The following is a 21,981-nucleotide window of genomic DNA, read 5'->3' as shown; positions in this document are numbered from 1 at the left end:
CGGCCTTCAGGTCCCGTTAAACGCTCTCCGGGACAATGGCTCCCGGTAAGGATACCTTGGGTCATGCAGCCACATACCAAGCAACCGGGACACTCCCTCAGGCCGGCGCGGCTGCGCCGCCGGACACTTGGCCTGATGTTCCTGGCGGCAGCCGCCGCTGCGCCGGTGGCCGCCGCCGAACTGAAAGTCATCGACAGCACGGACGCTCCCTGGCCGTCCATCGGCCGGGTCAATGTCGCCGGTTACCGCTCGACCTCCATGTGCACCGGCACGCTGATCGCGCCGACGCTCGTGCTCACCGCCGCGCATTGCCTCTACAACAAGAAAACCCTGAAGCCCTTCCCGGTCGACGACCTGGTGTTTGTCGCCGGCGTCCGCCGGGAGGACTATTCCGCCCGCCTGGAACCCGCCTGTATTTTCACCGCAAAGGACTACGTTCCCCGGCTGAAGCCGAAACTGCGCAACGTCCATGACGATGTCGGCCTGATCGTCCTGAAGGAGCCGAGCACGCTGACACCGGTGCCCGCCCTGACCCTGGAAGAAGCCGCGATCCTGACCAAGGACACCCGTTTCAAGTCCGTCGGCTACCGCCGCAGCCGCCGCTTCCTGCCGACGGTGGTGGAGGCCTGCAAGGTTATGGGCACCGCCGAAGACGCCTGGGTCACGGACTGCGCCTCGGAAGCCGGCGCCTCGGGCGGACCGCTTCTGGTCGAGACGCCGGACGGGCTGCGCGTTGCCGGGGTGATGTCGGCCAAGATCGACGACGTCCGCTCGGCGATCGTGCCGTTTTTTGAATGGCAGGAGTTGGTGGGGAACGCGAGTTGTGGAGTATCTACGGCGGCTGAAGTGCCTGGGCTAAGGTTGTCGGATGAAGAGAGTGACTAAGCGACTGCGCTTCACTTACCCGGTTTCTTTTTAAGGTCATCGTCGTTTTCAAAATGACCTCTAGTGTAAAGACGAAGTACCACTAGGGCCGACATGAAGCCGGAAAGAATTGCGTATGGTATCAATACCAGAAGCTGTGAAAAATCAGAAAGCTCATGTCCGTTAGAATGCCAGAGCATTGCCGTAAAAATAAACCAGTACACGAAGAACCAGAACTTCGAAGTATCCAAAAGCGCAAAAAACCTCGACTTTCTACTCAGCTTTTTCAACTGACTTATTGCTCCTTTTGCAGCACATAAAACGAAAACGTAGTGTTCTTTTTTTGAGTCCCGTCGGTGCGTTCAAATCAGAAAACACACAGATCGTCAGCTTAGTCTCATGAACAGCCGATTGAGAAGAAGCAAGCTCAAATTGCGTGCTTACCGCTCCCATTCAACCACACAATCAAATTTTCGCTGCCCCTTCGCACCAAGCGCGCTTTGGATCCCCCACATTGTCAACCTCGTCCCAAAGCCACATCCACTCGTCGCAATAAAAAAGGATCTTGTCGCCGTGTTCATCGGGTTTACGCACGAGAAAAACACCATGACTGTTTCTCTCCGCTGCCCGGCCTTCTTCAAAAACAAGTATTCTCATTGCGGACCTCCGGCCCAGCTGTCAGATGAACTCGCAATAATTTGGACAGCTCACCTTTGCAGATTGTGCTTCTTCAAACCTGCTCGAACCGCCCACAACGATACCAGCACGACGAGCACAAGATCCAAAACTGGCGACACCACTGTGAACATCAGTGAGTTCAGAATGGACTCGGAATGCTCCTTAAATTTTTGAAGGTCACCAGTTTCCCAAAACTCCATATTCCAAAATCCGGAATTCCAAACAAAAACAAAACCCAACGCCGTCGATAGCACGATCCAGACCAGACAGAACCGCCAGAATATGCTCCACCAGACAGGAAGCGTTTCTTTGTAGCTCATCGAGGATCAAATCCTTTGGTCGGTTGCATAGTCATTGTTGAAAATACGGAATAGCAATAACGCAGCTTCCGAGGTTCTTTCAATCAATTCATGAACTTTTCGCTGCCCCTCCGCGGCAAGCCCGGTTATGGTGCCCTCCGATTGCCCTGTCCGGGCTGGAGCGTCAGAGGACTACGCCGCAGGCCATGAACCAATCCCCGCCCTTGCCAGACGCCGAACACTACCAGCCGGTTTCGACCGAAAGGATCGCCTTTGTCGCCAGCGACACCGACGAAGCCCAGAAGGCGCGTCTGGAGCTTTCCCATCGCTACGGCAACGTGCCCGCCGCCGATGCCGACGTGATCGTGGCGCTTGGCGGCGACGGCCTGATGCTGCAGACGCTGCACCGCTTCATGGGCAGCGGCAAGCCGATCTACGGCATGAATCGGGGCTCGGTCGGCTTCCTGATGAACGAGTACCGCGACAACGACCTCAAGGAACGGCTCGCCAAGGCGGATACCACCACGATCCGGCCGCTGGAAATGACCGCGACCGACGAGGACGGAAACAACCACAAGGCCCTTGCGATCAACGAGGTCTCCCTGTTGCGGCAGACGTCGCAGGCGGCCCGGCTGAGGATCTCCGTCGACGGCAGGGTCCGTCTTGAGGAACTCATCTGCGACGGCATCATCGTTGCAACGCCCGCGGGCAGCACGGCCTACAACCTGTCGGCCCATGGTCCGATCCTGCCGATCACGGCGCAGCTCCTCGCCCTGACCCCGATCAGCGCCTTCCGGCCACGGCGCTGGCGCGGCGCGCTGCTGCCGAACTGGGCCCGTGTCGACATCGAGATCCTCGATGCCGCCAAGCGCCCGGTCAGCGCCTCGGCGGATCACACGGAGATCCGCCGGGTTACCCATGTCACGGTTCGCGAATCGAGCGACACGCAGGGCGTGATCATGTTCGACAGCGACCATGGCTGGGACGAGCGCATCCTGACGGAAATGTTCCGCTATTAGTTTCGAATGAATTTTTCGGAAACGCCCTGTTAAACATGAATGCCCATAATGCCCTCGCAGAAGTTGCATGCTGCGCCAGGAGACGAGGGCACCTTTGAACATGGCAGATACATCCAAGGATCAGGAGTACGAGTTCTTGACCCCACCGACCGATCTGCGTTCGAAGGTCCGCGAACTTTCCCCCCGCGAAGCCAAGAAATTCGATCCCGTCAAGGCGGCGGAAGCCGCGCTGCAACGGTTGTCGTCGCATTTCGGCAACTGGATGGAAAACGAGTCGAAGGATCTAACCAGCGCCTGGGAAGCCATCCGGATCGACGGGCTTTCCGAGGACAGGCTGGCAACCCTCTACCAGGCCGCCCACAACATCAAGGGACAGGCGCTGACCCTCGGGTTCCCGCTGGTCGGCCAGGTCGCGGCCGGTTTCTGCAAGCTCATCGAGAACATTCCCTCCCCGGACAAGCTGCCGCTCGAACTCGCCGCACGCTACGTGGAAGCCATCCGCGCGATGGTCATGGAAGGCGCCAAGGACGAAGCCAACAAGACCGGGGTCGAATTGCTCGACACCCTTCAGGACGTCACCGACGCCTATCTGGCCCAGTTTCCGAAAAAGGACGAAGAGGCCTGAGGGCTTTCTGTCGGTTTCCCTGAACATCTTTCACTGCTGACATTTGCAGCGGCTCTCGCTTTGCCTTCGCAATGACGCAAACAACATACCTGAAAATTCTACTTCTGATTGATTTCTGATGACTTACAATGAAAATGATAGTCGCATCTCGTCGTGAGAGCGGCCGGCGCAAATACGCCGAATGAAAAAACAAAGCTCGTTGTGTGTTTCCATGTCAGTCACCAGATCCCTGCGCAGACGCTCAACCGAGCCAGAAAAGCGGTTGTGGTACAGGCTTCGTGACCGTCAACTAGACGGACGGAAATTCCGGCGACAAGTGCCTGTCGACCGGTTTGTTGTCGACTTCCTGTGTCATGACGCGAAACTGATTGTCGAACTGGATGGTGGACCGCACGCAGAAAACATCCGGGCCGATCTGGCAAGAACCGAGATTTTGGAAAATTGCGGCTATCGGGTCATTCGTTACTGGAATTCGGAAATTTTGCAGAAATTAGAAAACGTGCTGGAAGATATCCTGGCACACCTCAACAGAAGAAAATGAAGTCTGTGCCAGCCCCCACTTTCAACGAAGAACGGAGACGGCAAGTCGCACGGCTTAGCCCCCTCTCCCATTGGGAGAGGGCTGGGGTGAGGGAACAAACGCCCGGGAGACAATGGAAAGTCTGCCCCCTCACCCGGACCTTCGGTCCGACCTCTCCCACAGGGAGAGGTAGCATGGGTGTCTGCCGAAACGGGTGAGGCCAATTGCGGACACTTTGCCCAATAAGCAAAAGCGCTCTGAAAATGGCACTGCTTAACTCCCTCTCCCGTTGGGAGAGGGCTGGGGTGAGGGAACAAACGCCCGGGTGAGACAGAAAAGTCTGCCCCATCACCCGGACCTGCGGTCCGACCTCTCCCACAGGGAGAGGTAACATGGGTGTCTGCCGAAACGGGTGAGGCCAATTGCGGACACTTTGCCCAATAAGCAAAAGCGCTCTGAAAATGGCACTGCTTAACTCCCTCTCCCGTTGGGAGAGGGCTGGGGTGAGGGAACAAACGCCCGGGAGACAATGGAAAGTCTGCCCCCTCACCCGGACCTTCGGTCCGACCTCTCCCACCGGGAGAGGTGACTGAAGCGCCTGACCCAAAAGCTCATGCCTCAGGCAGCAGCCGTCACCTGAAGGCCGCTGTTCTTGACCAGGAGGCGTGCTTCCAGCCGCGCAACGTCAATCGCAAAGCGGCGCAGGAAAGCGACCACGTCCTCGTCGCCGCCAAGGGCTCCGTCCTGCATTTCCGACAGCAGCGTTTCGGTCAGCATACGGGCTTCATCCAGCGGCAGGTCATAGGTGAAATCCGCATCGGCCTGCCGGGCGATATCGATGGCCAGCAGGAATGCCTGGTGGGCGCGCAAGGGCAGACCGGCCTTTCTGAGAATCGCCTGAAGAGCAGACCGGCGGACCGTGATCAGCAGCTTGCAAAGACGCGGCAGGGGCACCTGGCCGAGATTGGCCAGGGAGGCCGCGAAGAAACGAAGCCGGCCGCAGCAGACCGCCCGCAGCAGCAGCCGGGTGGTCAGCTTGCCGCTGAGCCGCAAATGCTCGACAAACCCGGTGAGGTCGTCATCGCCCGCCTCGAGAGCCAGCCGCAGGACGACCTTGTCCTCCGCGTCGCTGAGAAAGGTTTCACGCCGGTTTTCCGGGATACGTTCAAGCACGATCGGATGGTCGTCCAGGTTCTCGGCCAGCCGCATCAGCAGCTGAAACCGCGTGACAAGCGGCAGATCCCGTGTCTTCAGGAGCTGATCGCACAGATCGGGACGGTCCTCGAACCGCTGGGCAAGACGCAGCAGCGAGGATTGCAGCACGCGCGCGCTTCCGTTCTCAAGAAGCCGCCTGCAGGCCGCCTCGCAGCCGACCTCGCAGATCGCTGCACAGACAGACGCCTGCAACCCCGCCCGCGAGGCAATCGCGCATTGAACCGCATCGCTGCCTTCGGCCATGAGATCGACCAGCTCGACCTCGGAGAGTATCGGAGAAGCGCTCAGAACGGGCAGAGCGACTTCATCGACATCGCTGGCCAGACAGCGGATGACGTGGCCCGGTGCGCGGGGGCTCGCGCACAGCACTTTGGCAATCGCCTTGCGCACTGCCCGGCTTGGATCGTCGAGAAGAATTGTCAGTGCCGCTGCCATGCTGGTCCGTTCCTGGCTGCCTTCATCAGCGGCCAAACAGCGCTCCGCGAAATCCTGTGCAGCCTGGATATCCAGGGGACGCGCATCGTCATTGTTCAGGTTCAGAATGTCGTGTCGGGTCATGGCAGTAAAACGATCTTCCCAAATGTCGAGTCTCATCCTGACATCAAAGACTTAACGATCGGTTCACTATAATTTTGCCAAGGTCTTGGAATTCTGCCGCTCAGGCCGGCGGCAGCAAATCCCGTTGTTCTTCTTCCGCTTTCAACCGCAGGAACCTTGTGAGATCCAGCGGTCCGCCCTGATCGGACAGCGCCAGTTCCTGGGCCTGCACCTGGCTGGACGTTCCCGACAGGGCACTGAAAAGGGCCGCTTCCTCCACGGCTGCGAAGGCCGACGCGAACCGCGGATTGACCTCGGCCTGCGCGGACGCGTCGTCATTGCGGAACAGGGCCTCGAACGGATTTGCCGTTTCGGTCGCCTGGAACGCGGACAGCACACGCGTGGTGGCATCGAAGTCGCCACCGCCACCCTTGATCGAAGCCTCGCGCGGGTTCTGCGGCACGGACGGATTGGCGGCAGCCACGACGGTTTCTTCAAGGAACACGGCGCTCGGCGTCGCGGCCGGCTGTCCCGGGCGTCCTTCGGGAATCGGAACCGTCACCTCGGCAAGCTCCAGCGGGTTCTCGTCCGGCAGCTGCGGGACCGCAGCATTGGCGGCGGCCACCTGGGTTGACGGCACCGGCTTGGACTGCATGGCGAAGGCTGCGGCCGGATCGCCGGCAAGATGATCGAAATTGTTCTGGTTGATCGGCGCCCCGACGACAGGCTTTGCCGTTGGCAGCGCGGCCACGTTCAAGAGCTCGCCGGATGTACGCAGGTCCTTCTTGCCGCTCGCCTTCGCGATCATGGTGACCGCGTCATGTTTCGACACGATGACCTCGTAGACCTCCTGCATCGACCTGGCCTTGCCGTTGCGCTCGTAAAAGATCGGCTTGTTGGCGCGGGCCTGTGCGGAAAACATCTTGTCCGCGCGCATGTCCGGATTGGCGTTGGTCGCACTGATCAGCTTGCTTGCACCATGCGCGCCCAGGAAATGCGCCATGTAGAGCTCGCCATCAGTCGGCTCACGGCCGATCTTGTTCTGAAGATAGTTTGCGTTCTTCTGGGTCAGCGCCCCGGCCATCATCGACGAGATTTCCGGATCCTTGCGCAGATCCAGGATTTCCCGGCGCATCTTGGCGTCGCTCACATAGAACTTGCCGCTTTTCGACCGTTTGATGTGATCGGAATATTTCTCCAGGCCGTGTTTCGGCCCCGCTTCCTTCATTGTTTCCAGCCAGGTGGACTCAATGAACTGGAACAGTCCGGTCGCGCTCGACGTCTTAGCCTTGGCCGACGGGTTGAACGATGATTCCCGAGCGGCCGTCTTCACCAGATAGTCGAATGACGTACCTGTTGAAGTACTCGCAGACTGAAACGCAAGCTCGATCCGAGACGCGACCGAGGCAGTGTCAGCAACCCGCATGGTGCTTCCTCCTCGACGGAACTAAGTTATTACTTCGTTAACTTTCGCGCCGAAAAGGTTAACAAAACCTTAACGACCCACAGACAGGGCCGAAAGGAGCGTCAGGTGGATCTGTTTTTCTTGCTCACCTGAGCAAATCTGCCAATGCGTTCGTCGGCAAAAGTGGAAATCAAAGAATTTCGGGACTTTTCTTGGGAAAAACACGCCAAGAAAATACGCAGAGCAACGACTGAATACCGGCAAGAAGCTGAGTCGGCAACTGGTTAATGACAAAGCCCCCGACTCGCCCGGTGCCCTTCCCTATCTGGCTGGGAAGAACCTTCCCTTCTTCAGACCTTCGGCCGCCCCATCTGGAAGACTTCGGTCACGGCGGCATAGTCCTTGTAGCCGAGCCTGGAAAGCGGCTTGAAGAGGGTGACATCGAGCATGCCGTCGACAATCATCGCATCATCGATATGCACGCCGACGACCTGGCCGAACACAACATAGTTGTCGGTATCGTTTCCTTCGACGGTTTTCAGGCGCAGCGTCTGCAGGTGCTTGCACTCGAGCGCCGTCACCGCCCTGGCGACGCGGGGCGCCTTGACGAGACGTGACGCCGCCATCTCGAGGCCGGACAGGTCGAATTCCGAAATATCGTGCGACACGGCCGCAGAGGTCTGGTTCATGGCATCCTTGAGGTCAAGACTGGCCATGTTGCAGACGAATTCGCCGGTCGCATCGATATTGGCGACACTGTCCTTGTAGCCGGAGGACGAAAACATCACGATCGGCGGCGTGTCGCACACCGCGTTGAAGAAGCTGTAGGGAGCGAGATTGGCGCGCCCTTCCTTGTCCAGGGACGAGATCCAGCCGATCGGCCGCGGCGACACGATCGCCTTGAACGGATTGTGCGGCAGACCGTGGTCGTTTTTTTCAGTCTCGTAAAACATGGGTCAGTTGGTCTCGGTCCAGTTGGTCATCAGGTCGTCGAGCTCGGGACGTTGCCGCTCGACGGGGTGTTGGGTCGCGGTGCCGATATGAACGAACCCGGCGAAGCGTTCCCCGGAACGGGCTCCGAGATAGCGGGAAGCATCGTCGTCGAATGCGTACCATTCCGTCAGCCACTGAGACACGAAGCCGCTGGCGGAAGCCGCGGTAACGAGATTCATGCAGACGGCGCCGGCGGAAAGCTGCTGTTCCCAGACCGGTATCTTCGGGTGTTCCGCCGCCCGGCTGACCACACCGACGACCAGCGGAGACCGTGTGAAGCGGGTAAGCTCCTTTTCGCGGGGCTCTCCGGAAAGCGGCCCGTTGAGGGCTTCATACCGGTCAACCAGCCACGCACCGATCCGGGCCCCGCTTTCCGGCCGGTAGAGAATGAACCGCCAGGGCGCCAGTTTGCCATGATCCGGAACCCGTGCCGCGATGGTCAGAATATCCCTGACCTCGTCGTCGCTCGGGCCGGGGCCGGTCATGGTGACGGCAGGATGTGACCGGCGCCCGCGCAAGAACGCCAGTGTTTCCGGAGACCCTTTGAACGAACTCGGCATGGATGGTCCTGTCCCGCGTGTTGAATTGACATGTTCCACCTAATTCATTGACCGTAATTGTCAACTTTGAAGGTGGGGTCTTGAATTTGCCCAAATTTCAGGCCCATTAGGGAAGCAACGGGGCATGTAACAAAAACACTGGTTATATTTTTCGAACCACAATGATAATGAAGTGGGCATGTTGAAGACCGAAACCGTATCAGGCCGATCGGCATTGAAGCGCGCCGTCAGGGGCGCAGCACTGTGCGCGATGCTTTGCGCCGCCCTCTCGGCGGGCCTTTCCGGCACGTCTCTGGCACAGACCGAGGAGCTGCCGCCAGTTCCGGCCGGCAAACCGGACCCCAACGCGCCGCCGACGGCACCTGAAAACCCGATCATCAATCTGCTGGACCGGGAACCGGAGCCGCTCTTTTCCGACACGCCCCTGCCCTACGCGCCCACCACCACCGCTGCGCCCGGCCTCGGCAGCGGCCTGCAGCAAGGCGCTCTCTATCTCCTTGCCAAGCTCACCCCGGACAGCCCGCCGCTCGATGATGGCCTGATCTGGCGGATTTTTTCCGAGGTCACCAATGCCGACGGACGGCTCCAGCTGGTCGCGACCTCGAAGGGCGGCGATGCGGAATTCCGTCTTGATCCGGGCACCTACCTGATCCACACGGCCTATGGTTTCGCGCAAGCCACCAACCGCATCGTGATCGGCAAGGAAGTCCAGTCCAAGATGGTCACGCTCAACGCCGGCGGCATCAAGTTCGGCGCCGCGCTCAAGGACGGCGACGACCTTGACGGCAAACCGGTCTCCTTCGACATTTTCGGCATGGATTTCAACCAGCGCGGCGAACGCAACGTGATCGCAAGAAACGTCAAGCCGGGATCCATCGTCCGCCTCGGCGCCGACACCTATCACGTTGTCAGCCGCTACGGTGACGTCAACGCGGTCGTGCGCGCCGATATTCAGGTTCTGCCCGGCAAGCTGACCGAGGCAACCATCTTCCACAAGGCCGCCGGCATCACCCTGAAACTGGTCAACGAGCGCGGCGGCGAGGCAATCGCCAACACCACCTGGTCCGTGCTCAGCCCGGGCGGCGACGTGGTCGTGGAAGCGACCGGTGCCTTCCCCGACTTCGTCCTGGCCGAAGGTGAGTACGAAGCGCTGGCCCGCAACAACGGCAAGACCTATCTGCACACGTTCAAGGTCGACCCCGGCAATGACCGTGAAGTCGAGGTGGTCACCTCGCTGAGCGAACTGTCGGGCCAGCAGACGACCGCAAACAACTGACTTCAAATCAAGTTACGTCATTTGTTTCTGTCATCCCGTGGCTTGGCCAACCGTGTCCGGTTGAGGCGCAGCGTTTGAGAGAGTGCGCCTAATGCCGCCGTCCAAGCAGGCGTTTCCTGGTGTCGGCCGGGGCCATTTCCAGGACCCTGGTCTGCAGGAAATCCATGATCTCTTTCTGGTCGCCGAAACCGGACAGGGTCTCGAAAGGGATTGGCCGGCCGGCGCGGGCGGTCATCACCTTGCCCAGGATGCGCCGGAACTCGCGCACCAGCAGTGCCAGGCGAAGGGTCAGCGAATATCTGCTGACGAGATGGAACAGCCAGGAATTCTGGCCGTCGAAATAGAGCGGCAGCACCGTCGCCCTGGAGGCGCGGATCATCCTGGCGGTGAAGGTCTTCCAGGGAAGTTCCTCGGCCCGGCCGAAGGGCTTGGCCGCCGTGGCGACACCGCCTCCGGGGAAGACGATGATCGTGGTGCCGCCCTCAAGTAGGCGCAGCGCCTCCTTGCGGGTGGCCATGTTCGTCTTCAGCGCGTCCTTGGTTTCCTCGAAATCGACCGGCAGCGAGAACGGCCGGACTTCCGGAACCTTCAGGAGCTCGTTGTTGATGAGGATCTTGAACGGACGGTTCAGTTTCTCCGCCAGCGCGAGAATCGCCAGACCGTCTCCGATCCCGTAGGGGTGGTTGGCGATCAGCACCAGCGGCCCATCAGGCAGGTTCTCCGGTGGCCATTCGCCATCCGCCACGGCGACATTCAGGTTGATCAGGCCGAGAAGATCGTTCCAGATAAAGTCGGACGTGCCGACAATCGTGCTTTTCCAGACCTCGTAGGTGTCGACCAGCTTGCGGCGGCCGGACAGGCCTTCAATGGCACGGATCGTCCACCGCTTCAGCGGATGATGGTCCGGATTGGCATAACTGAATTCGGCGTGGTCCACGGTGGTCGTCTTGGCCTCTCGAAACGTCCGGCAAAGTTTCTACCCGATACCAGATATTCTGTTTCACGATTGTGACGGCGCATTGCCCTTCAAACCGGCGCTATGCCCGCATGGAAGGACAATGCGCAAACTGTCACATTTCACCTGGACCGACGGCAATCGCCTTACTTCAGGTCCGGCGGGGTCGCTTCCTCGACAAAGGCCGCGATTGCTTCGTCGAGCCCCATGGAGGTCTGGTCCTTGGAGCCGAGACGGCGGACATTGACCGTGCGCTCTTCCGCTTCGCGCATGCCGCAGACGATGATCACCGGAACCTTGGCCAGAGAATGTTCGCGGACCTTGTAGTTGATCTTCTCGTTGCGGAAATCGGTCTCAACCTTCAGCCCCTTGGCCTTGAGCATGTCGGCGACTTCCTGGCCATAGGCATCGGCTTCGGACGTGATCGTCGCGACCACGATCTGCTGCGGCGCGAACCACAGCGGGAAATGACCGGCATAGTTCTCGATCAGGATGCCGAGGAAGCGTTCCATCGAACCGCAGATCGCCCGGTGGATCATCACCGGTGTCTTCTTCTCGCCGTCGCTGTCGACATAGAACGCGCCGAAGCGTTCCGGCAGGTTGAAATCCACCTGGGTGGTGCCGCACTGCCATTCGCGGCCGATGGCATCGCGCAGGGTGTATTCGAATTTCGGGCCGTAAAACGCCCCTTCCCCCGGCAGGATGTCGGTCTTAACCCGGCCTCCGGACTGGGCCTCGATCTGCTTCAGCACATCGCCCATGATCGCTTCGGCATGATCCCACGCCTCGTCGGAGCCAACGCGCTTTTCCGGGCGGGTCGACAGTTTGACGACGATCTCGTCAAAGCCGAAATCCTTGTAGACCGACAGGATCAGGTCGTTGATCTTCAGGCACTCGTCCGCCATCTGCTCTTCGGTGCAGAAGACATGGGCATCGTCCTGGGTGAAGCCGCGCACACGCATCAGCCCGTGCAGCGCACCCGACGGCTCGTACCGGTGCACGACACCGAACTCGGCGAGGCGCAGCGGCAGGTCGCGGTAGCTCTTCAGGCCGTGCTTGAAGATCTGGACGTGACCGGGGCAGTTCATCGGCTTCAGCGCGAAGGTGCGTGCGTCTTCCGCGTCCGGATCGGCGGACTGGACCGCGAACATGTTTTCCTTGTACCAGCCCCAGTGACCGGAGGTCTCCCACAGCGAGGTGTGCAGCACCTGCGGCGCGTTGACCTCCTTGTAGGTGTCCTTCAACACCCGGCGCTTGTACGCGATCAGGTTCTGGAACATGTCCCAGCCCTTCGGGTGCCAGAAGACCACGCCCGGTCCCTCTTCCTGGAAGTGGAACAGGTCCATCTCCCGGCCGAGCTTGCGGTGGTCGCGCTTTTCGGCTTCCTCGAGCATGTGAAGGTAGCCTTTCAGCTCCTTCTCATTGTGCCAGGCGGTGGCATAGATGCGCGACAGCATCTCGTTGTTCGAGTCGCCGCGCCAATAGGCGCCGGCCACCTTCATCAGCTTGAAAGCATCGCCGATCTGTTTGGTGGAGACCATGTGCGGTCCCCGGCACAGGTCCAGCCACTGGCCCTGCTTGTAGATCTTCAGCTCCTGGTCTTCCGGGATCGCGTCGACCAGCTCGACCTTGTAGTCCTCGCCCTTGGCGGCAAAATAGGTCTTGGCTTCCTCGCGGCTCCAGATTTCCTTGGTGAACTGCGCACCGCGCGCGATGATCTCGCGCATCTTCTTCTCGATCACCGGCAGCTCGTCGGGATGGAACGGCCAGTCGTCGCCGCTGTCCGGATGCACGCGCTTGAAATCGTAGTAGAACCCGTTCTCGATCACCGGTCCGATGGTCACCTGGGTGCCCGGCCACAGTTCCTGCACGGCTTCGGCCATCACATGCGCCGCGTCGTGGCGGATCAGTTCCAGAGCACGCGGATCGTCTCTCGTGACGATCTCGATCTGGTGGTTTCCGGTGATCGGATCTGACAGATCCTTGAGGTCTCCGTCGAGGGTCATCGCCACGGCCTTCTTGGCCAGCGATTTCGAAATGCCCTCGGCGACGGCAAGGCCGGTGGTGCCCTGGTCGTAGTCACGCACGGAATTGTCGGGGAAAGTCAGCTGAATCATCATGTCTCTCCTGCTCACTCCTGCAGACAAGGCAGGTAAGCTGTTCAAGGGTTCGGAACGGGCCGGGCATACGGGATTCAGCCTGTTCGGGCAACCTTTTCCGAGGCTTTTGCCTTGAATTTCTGGCCACAATGATGTCAGCGCGTCTCCAGACGGCGCACGAACCAGCGGATCACCTGGTCCCAGACGGCATCCTTGTCGGCCTGATCCTCGACACCGTGTTCGAGGTTCGGGTTGTCATTGACCTCGATGACGACGATCCGGTCGCCGATGACCTTCAGGTCGACACCGTAAAAGCCGTCTCCGATCAGACGGGCCGCGCGCACGGCAATCTCCACGACGGCTGGAGGCGCCTCCGCCAGCGGGACAGACAGGTGTCCGCCCTCGACCGATTTCTTGCCGCTCTCATGGCGCACGATCTGCCAGTGTTTCTTGGCCATCTGGTACTGGCAGGCGAACAGCGGCTCGCCGTCAAGCACGCCGATGCGCCAGTCGAAATCGGTCGGGCAGTATTCCTGTGCCAAGAGGATGGCGCTGTCCTGGAACAGTTCCTTCAGTTTCCCGCGGATCTCCTCGTCTCCGGCAACGCGGAAGACACCGCGGCTGAAGGATCCGTCCGGGATTTTCAGCACCACGGGCGACCCAAGCTGCGCTTCCAGGTCTCCGGCTTCTTTCAGAGAGGACAACACGACGGTTTTCGGCGTGGCGATGCCGTGGCTGGCGAGCAGTTCCGTCAGGTAGACCTTGTTGGTGCAACGGATCATCGACACGGGATCGTCGATCACCGGCATGCCTTCCTGCACCGCCCGGCGTGCGAAGCGGTAGGTGTGGTTGTCGATATTGGTTGTCTCGCGAATGAACAGCGCGTCGTATGCGCCAGTTTGTCCAGGTCGCCCTTGCCGATGGGGACCACCTCCACGCCGTGCCGGGCCGCAATCCTGGCCATGTGCTTCAGCGAGGCAACCGAGCTTGGCGGCAACACCTCCTTCGGATCGGACAGCACCGCCAGGGCGTATTTCATGACGGCACGCTGCTTGGGCGCGCGCCAGGGCCGGGTCGTGTAGCTGTCGATCGCCGCGACAAAACGGGCGCGCTCGTCCGCAGACAGGTCATTGACGGCCAGAACACGGATCCGCCGGATTGCGCGCCAGTCGCCTTCTTCCAGAAGGACCTCCAGAACCGGTGCCCGGAACCAGTCGAACAACAGCCGCGCGAAAGGTTCGAGCCGGCCGTCATCGATTTGGCCGAGATGGACCAGGATCCGCTTGAGCTGACCGGCATCCACGTCCCCCATCTTGCGCAGACAGCGGTTGAGCCGGTCCTCCAGCTCGGGCAGAGCATGCTGGTAGAGCTGCTTGCGCGAGAGTTCGATCATGGTTTCGACACCCGGCACCACCCGGTGCTGGCGCGCTTCGGCCAGCAGCGAGGCATAGTAGCCCGCGCCCTGATAGGCATAGGAACGCGACAGGTTGAGAATGGTCGGCTTGGCACCGGCAAAAAGCTTCGGATGCGTCAGGTAGTCCTTCACCGTCATCACCTTGTGCGGTGTTTCGGTGTTGGAGAGGTCTTTCAGATGATCGACCAGAATGACCCAGGAAGACATCGGATCAGGCGTCCTTCTCTATCAGGATCTGCGCACGGACCGCGCTTCGGCCCCAGCGGGCCATGCGGTCGAATTCGGCATGGGGAATGGGCAGGTTGGCGGCATCGGCCGGGCTCTCGTGACGCTCGTGTTCCAGCCAGGGATCGTGAACGATCAGGTGCCTTTCGTCCGCGCCGTGAACCAGCACCCAGTGCGGAACCTTCTGACCGAACATGCGGTAACCGGAAATGAGAACGATCGCGAACGCTCCGGCCGCGACAGCTTTCCCAAGCCCGGCGGCCTCCAAGGGCTGATCCGAGCGGGAAATCCCAAGGCGCAGCGCTTCCGCGCGGTAGCCTTCCTGGACGAGCTTCAGGATCTTGCGCTTTTCAGGATTGCGCACGGACGCCAGGAACAGGGGTCCGTCCGGCGCCAGGCGCACTTCCACCTTGAGCCCGCGCCGGGCAAGCGCATTGGCAAGCCCGAAGGGGCCGCAACCGCCGTGTCCCGAAGCCAGATAGATGGTTGTCGCTTCACGCCACAGGTCCAGTTCCTCCAGCGGTCCGGCGGTGATCCTGTCGTCAAAACCGCTCAGCGCCATCAGCGCACAGGCAGGACCGCAGGTGAAATCGGTGGTCTGGGAATAGTAGGGCGCCCTGCCCGTTCCGAGTTTCGGTCCATGCAGGAGCTTTTCCAGGCGCAGTGCCGCGCAGCCATCGTCGTAATAGCCCGGAACCTGTCCGATCTGCCGGTAGCCGAAACCCGAATAGAGTTTTTGCGCAGCGGCGTTGTCCGCGCGCACCTCGAGACGCAGAACAATGCGGTCGTGGTCGAAGGCCGCCGCTTCGGCGGCCTCGAGGAGCCTCGCCCCAAGGCCCTGCCCTCTGCACCCGGGCGCAGTCGCCAGCGAATAGAGCCGGGCCAGTGCCGTGCCGGCGCGCAAAAGCAGCAGCGCATAGCCGACAACGGAGTGTTCATCGCAGGCGACAAGAACGCAGGCGCCCGGGCTCTCAAGGAACCGCTTGAAGCTTCTGCGGGAGATCCTGTCGCCATCAAAGACGCTGTTTTCAATGCGAAGCAGATCGGCGAGGTCGGCAAGCGCGGCCTTGCGGATCACAATGTCCCCGGTTCCGGCCTGGGGAAGAGCATTGTTCATGGCGCTTCGGGAGCCCCATCAACCGGTGTGCCGCGCCCGGCAGCCATCCAATATTGGCGACGGTCTGAAAGGGGCAATGCCCTCACGTCAGACCGATCGGCGGCGCCAAGGCAAATACGCCGATTTGACGGGTCTGTCATTCTGTATTTTCGGCGCGGCACCACAATTTTGGAACGCGCCGAAGCTGCGTGTTTCGAGACTTCCGAAAAAGACCGAACCGGAGCTCTGTCAGCTTTTGCGCTCCGCCACGACCAGTGGCGGCGGACGCCGCCGGATCGGCTGTGATTTCACGATTGAAGTGCTTGTTTCGGCCTTGTCGGAAATCTTGTCGAGAATATCGTCCAGGAGCTCGATCGACGGCACCGCCAGGCGGGCAACGAAACAGTCATCCCCGGTCACCTTGTCGCATTCGCAGAATTCGGGGATGTCCTGGATCAATTGCCGAACGATATGCAGTTTTCCGGGAAGCGGCCGGATTCGGACAATCGCCTGCAAACCGTAGCCCAGCGCCTTGGGATCGATGTCTGCGGTAAACCCGCGGATGACACCCCTGTCCTGCAAGCGCCGGATCCGTTCCGAGACGCCGGGGGACGACAGACCGGCCTCTGCCGCGAGCTCCTTCAGCGACATCCGCGCATCCCTGATCAGGGCTTCGATAATTTTGCGGTCCGCGTCATCGATTTTCATAAAGTCACCTATTCAGGCTCAAGAACCTTCCAAAATAAGAGAATATCGGAAATTTTCCTAATTTTGAGAATAGAATCGATGAATGCGCCTTGCCACACTTGCCTCATTGAATTTCCAAGGAGGCAACATTGGACACAACCCTGCGCGGCGCGGCCGAAATGACCGCCGCCATGACCATTCTCGGCACCATTGGACTGTTTGTTGTTCTGTCCGGTCAGGGAGCGATCGACGTTGTCTTCTGGCGCTGCGCCTTCGGAGCATTGGCGCTGCTGGTGATCTGCACGATGCAAGGCTTGATCCGTCGGCAGCTCACCTGGAAACAGGCTGGGGTTGCGGCCGTCGGCGGTGTCGCCATCGTGGTCAACTGGGCGATGCTGTTCAGCGCCTATGGCGAGGCCTCGATCGGTGTTGCAACGGCGGTCTACAACACCCAGCCCTTCATTCTGGTCGGCTTCGGCGTCCTGTTTCTGGGCGAGCGCATGACGGCGACCAAACTCGCCTGGCTGGCTCTGGCCTTTGCCGGAGTGGTTCTCATCGTCCAGACAAAGTCCGGCAGCGCGGATTACGCGGGCACCAACTACGCCCTTGGAATTGCCCTGGCCCTTGGCGCCGCCTTCTTCTGGGCCGTCGCCGCCCTGCTGACCAAGAAACTGACCGGCACCCCGCCGCAGCTGATCGCCCTGATCCAGGTCTGCGTCGGTATCCTGATGCTGGCCCCGTTTGTCAGCTGGACCGCCTTGCCCGCAGGCACCACGGCCTGGGGTGCACTGCTGACACTCGGCGCGGTGCATACGGGCATCATGTATATCCTGATGTACGGCGCGGTTCAGAAACTGCCGACCTACCTGCAGGGTGCCTTTTCGTTCATTTATCCCGTGGTGGCGATCCTGGTCGATTATGCCGCCTTTGGCCACAAGCTGCAGGCCCTGCAGCTTGTCGGTGCCGGCGCGATCATTCTCGCGGCCATGGGCATGACCTTCGGTTGGCGCCTCGTGAGAACCAAGAAGGCAGCCGTCTGACTTTTACGATCCGGCGGCGGCCTTTGCCCGGTCCTTGCCCGCCTTGCGCAAGGCGGCGTCGCGGACCTGTTTGGCAACGGCCTCCGTGCCACCGCGCGTTTCCTTGATCATTGCCAGGTCCTCTTCGCCGGACGTATCAAGCGGCGCGATCGCGAGGTCCGAATAGGCACGACGGTTCGGATCCGCCTTCACGCGCCGGTAGATCCGGTAGACCCGCCAGACGGACGACACGTAAGCCCAGTGCTTGTAGACGATCTCGCCAAGATAGCGCGGATAGAACACCAGCGGATTTTCACGCGGCAGCGTGCTGCGGCGGTCGGAGCGGAATTTCAGGCGGAAATAGCCGCCCTCCAGCGGATGTACGCCCTCGCATTCCACCATCAGCTTGAACCACATCATCAGGAACAGCTTGTTGCCGGGCCGGCCTTTTCTGTGCGCCGCCGCCCGGCGCAGCACGGTCTCGATGTGCTCGTCCGAATAATAGCTTTCCCAGGCCGCGTGATAGGCCTCCTCCCACTCCGTGTCGCTCATCTTCGGGTGGTGGCTGACACGGTGGTTGAGGTCGTACTTGTTGAGATCCGGATCCATCCAGATGCCCTTGTCGAGCAGAACCTTGTGATCCTCGGAGCCCGGCAGCGGCGTCAGGTAGAAGAACTCCAGCAGGTCGAGCGGCAGCTCCTTCTTGATGATCTCCACATCGTGCAGGACGGAGGCCTTGGTGTCTCCCGGAAAGCCGATGATGTAGCCGGCATAGGTGGTTGCGCCATGGGCGCGCCATTTCTGGAGCATCTCCCGGTATTCGGTGATCTTGTTCTGGCGCTTCTTGGCCGCCAGCAGGTTGTCCGGGTTGATATTCTCCAGGCCGATGAACACCCGGTTCACGCCGGCGCGCGTTGCCTTTTCGATGAAATTCTCGATCCGGTGACAGAGCGTATCCACCTGGATGATGAACTTGATGTCGAACTTTTCCTTTTCACGCAGCTCGATCAGCCTGTCGAACAGCGGTTCCCATTCCCGGTTGCGGGCAAAATTGTCGTCGGTGATGAAGAAACGGTCTATGCCTTGCGCGACATTGTCGCGAATGATCTGCTCCAGATCGTCCGCGGACCGGAACCGGCTCTTGCGTCCCTGAACATTGATGATCGTGCAGAACGAACACTGGAACGGACAGCCCCGGCCGAGATCGAAGCTGGAATGGGACCCGGCCGTGAACTGGATGTGTTTCGTCGGCAGGATCGGCGTCGGCTCTCCCTCGAGCGAAGGCAGATCGGCCATGAAATTGTAGAGCGGCTTCAGATCGCCCGCGATCGCATCGCGAAAGACCATATCGAGCCGCCGGTCCTCCGCCTCGCCTGCAAAGTAGCTGACACCTTCCTTCTGCAGCTGCACCATCTCTTCCGGCATCTCGTCGAGCATGGAAATGCAGCCGGACACGTGAAAACCGCCGATTGCCGTCGGCAATCCCTCCTTGAGGAACTTCCGTGCCAGATCCGTCGCCCGCGGAAACTGGTTCGATTGCACGCCGACCAGCGCGACCAGGGCCTTGCCGCCGGCCTTTCGGATTTGCTGAGCGATCCTCTCGGGCCTCACCCGCTTGTTCGTTTCGTCATAAGTATGCAGGTGAATGCGCACATCGTCGCCCAGCGCCTTCCGGTCACGGACCGCCTCCGCAAGACCGTTGAGACTTGCCAGCGTGTTGGAGGGAATGGCTGAGCGCAACCACTGGATCGGATAGCCGTCGTCATCATAATGGGTCGGCTTGATCATCACGAAATGAAAGTCGCGCACGTTTCTGGCCCTCCACCTGTTGGGCCAGAGCGTTGCACCCTCTTTCCGCCGGGTCAATGATCTCTTGGTCGATAAGCCAATTGGCCTCAGTCGAGCCGATGTTTTTCCGGAATATGCGCACCGGTCCAGCGGCCGTAGCGCCAGGGCAAGTACCAGACGGCCTCCTGCGGCAAGCTCTCAGGCACCGGATCGAAGCCCGAGGCTCCCCAGGGATTGCATCTCAGGATCCGCGCCAGACCGATCCACCCTCCGGCCCAGAAGCCGAAGGTTCGGATCGCCTGTTCGGTGTAATCCGAGCAGGTCGGCGCATAGCGGCAGCCTCGTCCCATGATCAGCGAAAGAGAATGGCGGTAGAGCCAGATGAGACCGATTGCGAGCCGCCCCGGAAGGGAAAGCGGTCCGCCGGAATTGGGAGGATGTGGGTCTGGAGCGCACATGGTTGCCCGGCCTTTTGGGTGTGCCGCTACGCCACCACGCTGTTTTCCGGCGCCTTGGCCTCGATCTGGTCAAGCGCGTCCACGACCGCGTCGAAGGTCAACAAGGTGGACGCATGCCGCGCCTTGTATTCTCGCACGGGCTCCAGGAATTTCAGGTCCGCGAAGCGCCCCGTCGGCGGCTCGCCGCCTTCCTTCAACATGGCGCGCATCGTCTTTTGCACCTCGCGCAACTCCTCGGCGGTTGCACCTATGATGTTTCGGGCCATGATCGACGACGATGCCTGGCCGAGCGCGCAGGCCTTCACATCATGGGCGAAGTCGGTCACGACCCCGTCCTTCACGGAAAGATCGACGACCACGGTCGACCCGCACAGTTTGGAATGGGCCTTGGCGCTGGCGTCAGGATGCTCGAGCCGTCCGATCCGCGGAATGTTTCCGGCGAACTCCAGAATCTTCGCATTGTAAATGTCGTCGAGCATAACTCGCCTCTTCGTGAATGCCTGTGATGCGCGACACATTGATGGCGCATAGCTTTCCTATATATAGATCAGACGCCACAGCGTTTTCGCAAGGGGCAGAGTGGTCGCAGTTGGTCATCCTGAATGCCGCAAAGGCGCTTGAAACCGGCTTCTCCCGCTCAGAAACTGTGCGTTCGCATTTTGCGTGGAGTATGATACATGTCCGCGGCCCTGACGCCCGGGCTTCATGATCTGTGCACCTGCGAGCGCCGTATGACGAGTGACAAGGGTAAAGTTGCGAGGATCCCAATGGACGCTGTCCTCAAGCCGGTTGAAAAAACCTTCGACAGAAAGACGCCGGACCAGTTGCATCGGCCAAGCCGGGAAGAGGCCGAGGCGGCCGTTCGCACGATTCTCGCCTGGACCGGCGACGATCCGGACCGGGAAGGGCTTGTCGAAACGCCCAAGCGTGTCGTCAAGGCGCTGAGCCAGCTCTACAGCGGTTACTTCGAGGACCCTGCCGAGCATCTCGCCCGGACCTTCGAGGATGTCGGCGGTTACCAGGACATCGTCCTGGTGCGCGGCATTCCGTTCCATTCCCATTGTGAACACCACATGCTGCCCTTTATCGGCGAGGCGCATATCGCCTATTACCCGGCCGAAGGTGTCGTCGGCCTGTCCAAGCTGGCGCGCGTCGTCGACATCTATGCCAAGCGCCTGCAGACCCAGGAAAACTTGACGGCACAGATTGCATCGGTCATTGACGACGCGCTGGCGCCGCGTGGCCTGGCGGTGATGCTTGAAGCGGAGCATCAGTGCATGACCATGCGCGGTGTCCAGAAACCGGGGGTCTCAACGATCACCACCCAGTTCACCGGCGTGTTCCAGGATGATGCGGCCGAGCAGGCCAAATTCATGTCCCTGGTGCGCGGCAAGGGATAGGTTTTACCCCTTGCCGGTCTTCCCGAAGGCAAGGGCTTCCACAAGATGTGTCAAGCTGAATTTACCGAGCGCGGCGACAAGAAAGCTGTCGAGGACGGCGACCTGTTGATGCCGAAATTCGACGCCGACGGCCTGATCGCCGCGGTCGTGACAGATGTTGCGACCGGTGATGTCCTGATGGTCGGCTACATGAACGCAGAGGCCCTGAAACGGACCCTCGAGACCGGCGAAGCCTGGTACTGGAGCCGGTCGCGGCAGAGTTTCTGGAAAAAGGGCGAGACCTCCGGCCAGGTCCAGACCGTCCATGAAATCCTGACCGACTGCGACCAGGACGCCCTGGTGCTGAAGGTTTCCGTCGCCGGCAATGGCGCCACGTGCCACGTCGGCTACCGCTCCTGTTTTTACCGGAAGATCGTCATTGCGGATAATGGCAATGTGCGTCTGGAACGCGTCGAGGCGAACAAGGTATATGACCCCGCGGACGTCTACGGCAAGAGCTGACCCACACCGGACAGAAACCCGCGAATGCCCGCAAGCTCTTGATTCGATTTGATACTTTCGAATATTTGAATATTATTTTTACGTATTTTCCCTTATATCACCGCTCCTCAGCTTGCACCTAAGATTTGTCCGGGTGCGAAGAAACAAAACAAGTGCGCCTCCAGTGTCCGCAAGCTTGAGGGAGAGGCCATGGCGGAAGACAGCGTTCATGCCGAACGAAACCAACGTTTGGTGTTTTTCCTGTCCGCCGTTGCGTTTGCACCGGTTTTTGCCGTCGCCACTGGCATCGAGGACTCGGGTGTCGTCCGGATGACACGGTTGCTGCCCGGCTCGACGGCCTGCTGAGCT

The 21,981-nt window shown here is 60.3% G+C and carries 22 protein-coding genes and 1 pseudogene; 9 read left to right on the top strand and 14 right to left on the bottom strand.

Going from position 1 to position 21,981, the window contains the following annotated elements; translation table 11 throughout:
• Window positions 1-63 precede the first annotated feature (63 nt).
• Window positions 64-885 (top strand): trypsin-like serine peptidase, encoded by an 822-nt coding sequence (locus tag O6760_RS20345; RefSeq protein WP_269581529.1) that lies wholly within the window; start codon window positions 64-66, stop codon window positions 883-885.
• A 444-nt stretch (window positions 886-1,329) separates the two neighbouring features.
• Here O6760_RS20345 and O6760_RS20340 read toward each other — a convergent pair whose 3' ends face one another.
• Together O6760_RS20340 and O6760_RS20335 are read right to left on the bottom strand one after the other, a co-directional pair.
• Complete coding sequence (locus tag O6760_RS20340) at window positions 1,330-1,521, bottom strand: hypothetical protein (protein WP_269581528.1); 192 nt, start codon at window positions 1,519-1,521, stop codon at window positions 1,330-1,332.
• A gap of 50 nt (window positions 1,522-1,571) precedes the next feature.
• Complete coding sequence (locus tag O6760_RS20335) at window positions 1,572-1,862, bottom strand: hypothetical protein (RefSeq protein ID WP_269581527.1); 291 nt, start codon at window positions 1,860-1,862, stop codon at window positions 1,572-1,574.
• Window positions 1,863-2,047: 185 nt separating this feature from the next.
• Between O6760_RS20335 and O6760_RS20330 the strand changes: the two genes are divergently transcribed.
• The 3 genes from O6760_RS20330 to O6760_RS20320 all read left to right on the top strand — a co-directional run bounded on the left by O6760_RS20330 (window position 2,048) and on the right by O6760_RS20320 (window position 4,026).
• Window positions 2,048-2,860, top strand: a complete 813-nt coding sequence (locus O6760_RS20330; protein WP_269581526.1) for an NAD kinase — start codon at window positions 2,048-2,050, stop codon at window positions 2,858-2,860.
• A 136-nt stretch (window positions 2,861-2,996) separates the two neighbouring features.
• On the top strand, window positions 2,997-3,485 hold the full coding sequence (locus O6760_RS20325; RefSeq protein WP_269581525.1) for an Hpt domain-containing protein: 489 nt from the start codon (window positions 2,997-2,999) through the stop codon (window positions 3,483-3,485).
• Window positions 3,486-3,666: 181 nt separating this feature from the next.
• Window positions 3,667-4,026, top strand: a complete 360-nt coding sequence (locus O6760_RS20320; protein WP_269581524.1) for an endonuclease domain-containing protein — start codon at window positions 3,667-3,669, stop codon at window positions 4,024-4,026.
• Between the two features lie 597 nt (window positions 4,027-4,623).
• Here O6760_RS20320 and O6760_RS20315 read toward each other — a convergent pair.
• From O6760_RS20315 to O6760_RS20300, 4 genes are all read right to left on the bottom strand, one after another.
• A complete protein-coding gene (locus O6760_RS20315; RefSeq protein ID WP_269581523.1) occupies window positions 4,624-5,778 on the bottom strand; it encodes a DUF2336 domain-containing protein in 1,155 nt (384 codons plus the stop codon).
• A gap of 100 nt (window positions 5,779-5,878) precedes the next feature.
• A complete protein-coding gene (locus O6760_RS20310) occupies window positions 5,879-7,183 on the bottom strand; it encodes a transglycosylase SLT domain-containing protein (protein ID WP_269581522.1) in 1,305 nt (434 codons plus the stop codon).
• A 329-nt stretch (window positions 7,184-7,512) separates the two neighbouring features.
• Window positions 7,513-8,115, bottom strand: coding sequence for a flavin reductase family protein (locus O6760_RS20305; protein ID WP_269581521.1), 603 nt, complete (start codon window positions 8,113-8,115; stop codon window positions 7,513-7,515).
• A gap of 3 nt (window positions 8,116-8,118) precedes the next feature.
• Complete coding sequence (locus tag O6760_RS20300) at window positions 8,119-8,715, bottom strand: nitroreductase family protein (protein WP_269581520.1); 597 nt, start codon at window positions 8,713-8,715, stop codon at window positions 8,119-8,121.
• A 178-nt stretch (window positions 8,716-8,893) separates the two neighbouring features.
• Between O6760_RS20300 and O6760_RS20295 the strand changes: the two genes are divergently transcribed.
• Window positions 8,894-9,991 (top strand): hypothetical protein, encoded by a 1,098-nt coding sequence (locus tag O6760_RS20295; protein ID WP_269581519.1) that lies wholly within the window; start codon window positions 8,894-8,896, stop codon window positions 9,989-9,991.
• Between the two features lie 88 nt (window positions 9,992-10,079).
• Here the strand turns inward: O6760_RS20295 and O6760_RS20290 are convergent, their stop codons facing one another.
• The 5 genes and pseudogenes from O6760_RS20290 to O6760_RS20270 all read right to left on the bottom strand — a co-directional run bounded on the left by O6760_RS20290 (window position 10,080) and on the right by O6760_RS20270 (window position 16,488).
• A complete protein-coding gene (locus O6760_RS20290) occupies window positions 10,080-10,928 on the bottom strand; it encodes a lysophospholipid acyltransferase family protein (protein WP_269581518.1) in 849 nt (282 codons plus the stop codon).
• A 164-nt stretch (window positions 10,929-11,092) separates the two neighbouring features.
• The gene (thrS, locus tag O6760_RS20285) at window positions 11,093-13,063 is read right to left on the bottom strand and encodes a threonine--tRNA ligase (protein WP_269586322.1); all 1,971 of its coding nucleotides are present in this window, start codon (window positions 13,061-13,063) and stop codon (window positions 11,093-11,095) included.
• A 137-nt stretch (window positions 13,064-13,200) separates the two neighbouring features.
• Window positions 13,201-14,666 (bottom strand): annotated as a pseudogene (locus O6760_RS20280) (RimK family protein).
• 4 nt (window positions 14,667-14,670) lie between these two features.
• Window positions 14,671-15,801, bottom strand: coding sequence for a peptidase C39 family protein (locus O6760_RS20275; RefSeq protein ID WP_269581517.1), 1,131 nt, complete (start codon window positions 15,799-15,801; stop codon window positions 14,671-14,673).
• A gap of 228 nt (window positions 15,802-16,029) precedes the next feature.
• Window positions 16,030-16,488: an Lrp/AsnC family transcriptional regulator gene (locus O6760_RS20270; RefSeq protein ID WP_269581516.1), complete on the bottom strand. Its 459-nt coding sequence runs from the start codon at window positions 16,486-16,488 to the stop codon at window positions 16,030-16,032.
• A gap of 128 nt (window positions 16,489-16,616) precedes the next feature.
• Here O6760_RS20270 and O6760_RS20265 point away from each other — a divergent pair, with 128 nt between their 5' ends.
• Window positions 16,617-17,507, top strand: coding sequence for a DMT family transporter (locus tag O6760_RS20265; RefSeq protein ID WP_269581515.1), 891 nt, complete (start codon window positions 16,617-16,619; stop codon window positions 17,505-17,507).
• Between the two features lie 3 nt (window positions 17,508-17,510).
• Here O6760_RS20265 and O6760_RS20260 read toward each other — a convergent pair whose 3' ends face one another.
• The 3 genes from O6760_RS20260 to O6760_RS20250 form a co-directional block, all read right to left on the bottom strand.
• Entirely contained in the window at window positions 17,511-19,274 is a 1,764-nt protein-coding gene (locus O6760_RS20260; RefSeq protein WP_269586321.1) for a B12-binding domain-containing radical SAM protein, read from the bottom strand.
• Window positions 19,275-19,381: 107 nt separating this feature from the next.
• Window positions 19,382-19,732, bottom strand: a complete 351-nt coding sequence (gene yidD / locus O6760_RS20255) for a membrane protein insertion efficiency factor YidD (protein WP_269581514.1) — start codon at window positions 19,730-19,732, stop codon at window positions 19,382-19,384.
• Window positions 19,733-19,758: 26 nt separating this feature from the next.
• The gene (locus O6760_RS20250) at window positions 19,759-20,211 is read right to left on the bottom strand and encodes an iron-sulfur cluster assembly scaffold protein (protein ID WP_269581513.1); all 453 of its coding nucleotides are present in this window, start codon (window positions 20,209-20,211) and stop codon (window positions 19,759-19,761) included.
• A 288-nt stretch (window positions 20,212-20,499) separates the two neighbouring features.
• Here O6760_RS20250 and folE point away from each other — a divergent pair, with 288 nt between their 5' ends.
• From folE to O6760_RS20235, 3 genes are all read left to right on the top strand, one after another.
• Window positions 20,500-21,132 (top strand): GTP cyclohydrolase I FolE, encoded by a 633-nt coding sequence (gene folE, locus O6760_RS20245; protein ID WP_269581512.1) that lies wholly within the window; start codon window positions 20,500-20,502, stop codon window positions 21,130-21,132.
• 45 nt (window positions 21,133-21,177) lie between these two features.
• Window positions 21,178-21,633: a phosphoribosyl-AMP cyclohydrolase gene (hisI, locus tag O6760_RS20240; RefSeq protein ID WP_269581511.1), complete on the top strand. Its 456-nt coding sequence runs from the start codon at window positions 21,178-21,180 to the stop codon at window positions 21,631-21,633.
• A 189-nt stretch (window positions 21,634-21,822) separates the two neighbouring features.
• Window positions 21,823-21,978: a hypothetical protein gene (locus tag O6760_RS20235; protein ID WP_269581510.1), complete on the top strand. Its 156-nt coding sequence runs from the start codon at window positions 21,823-21,825 to the stop codon at window positions 21,976-21,978.
• Window positions 21,979-21,981: the final 3 nt, after the last annotated feature.

The organism is Roseibium sp. Sym1 (assembly GCF_027359675.1).
Lineage (GTDB): Bacteria > Pseudomonadota > Alphaproteobacteria > Rhizobiales > Stappiaceae > Roseibium.
The sequence above is the reverse complement of the archived record's forward strand: the minus strand, read 5'-3'. Positions and strand labels throughout refer to the sequence as shown.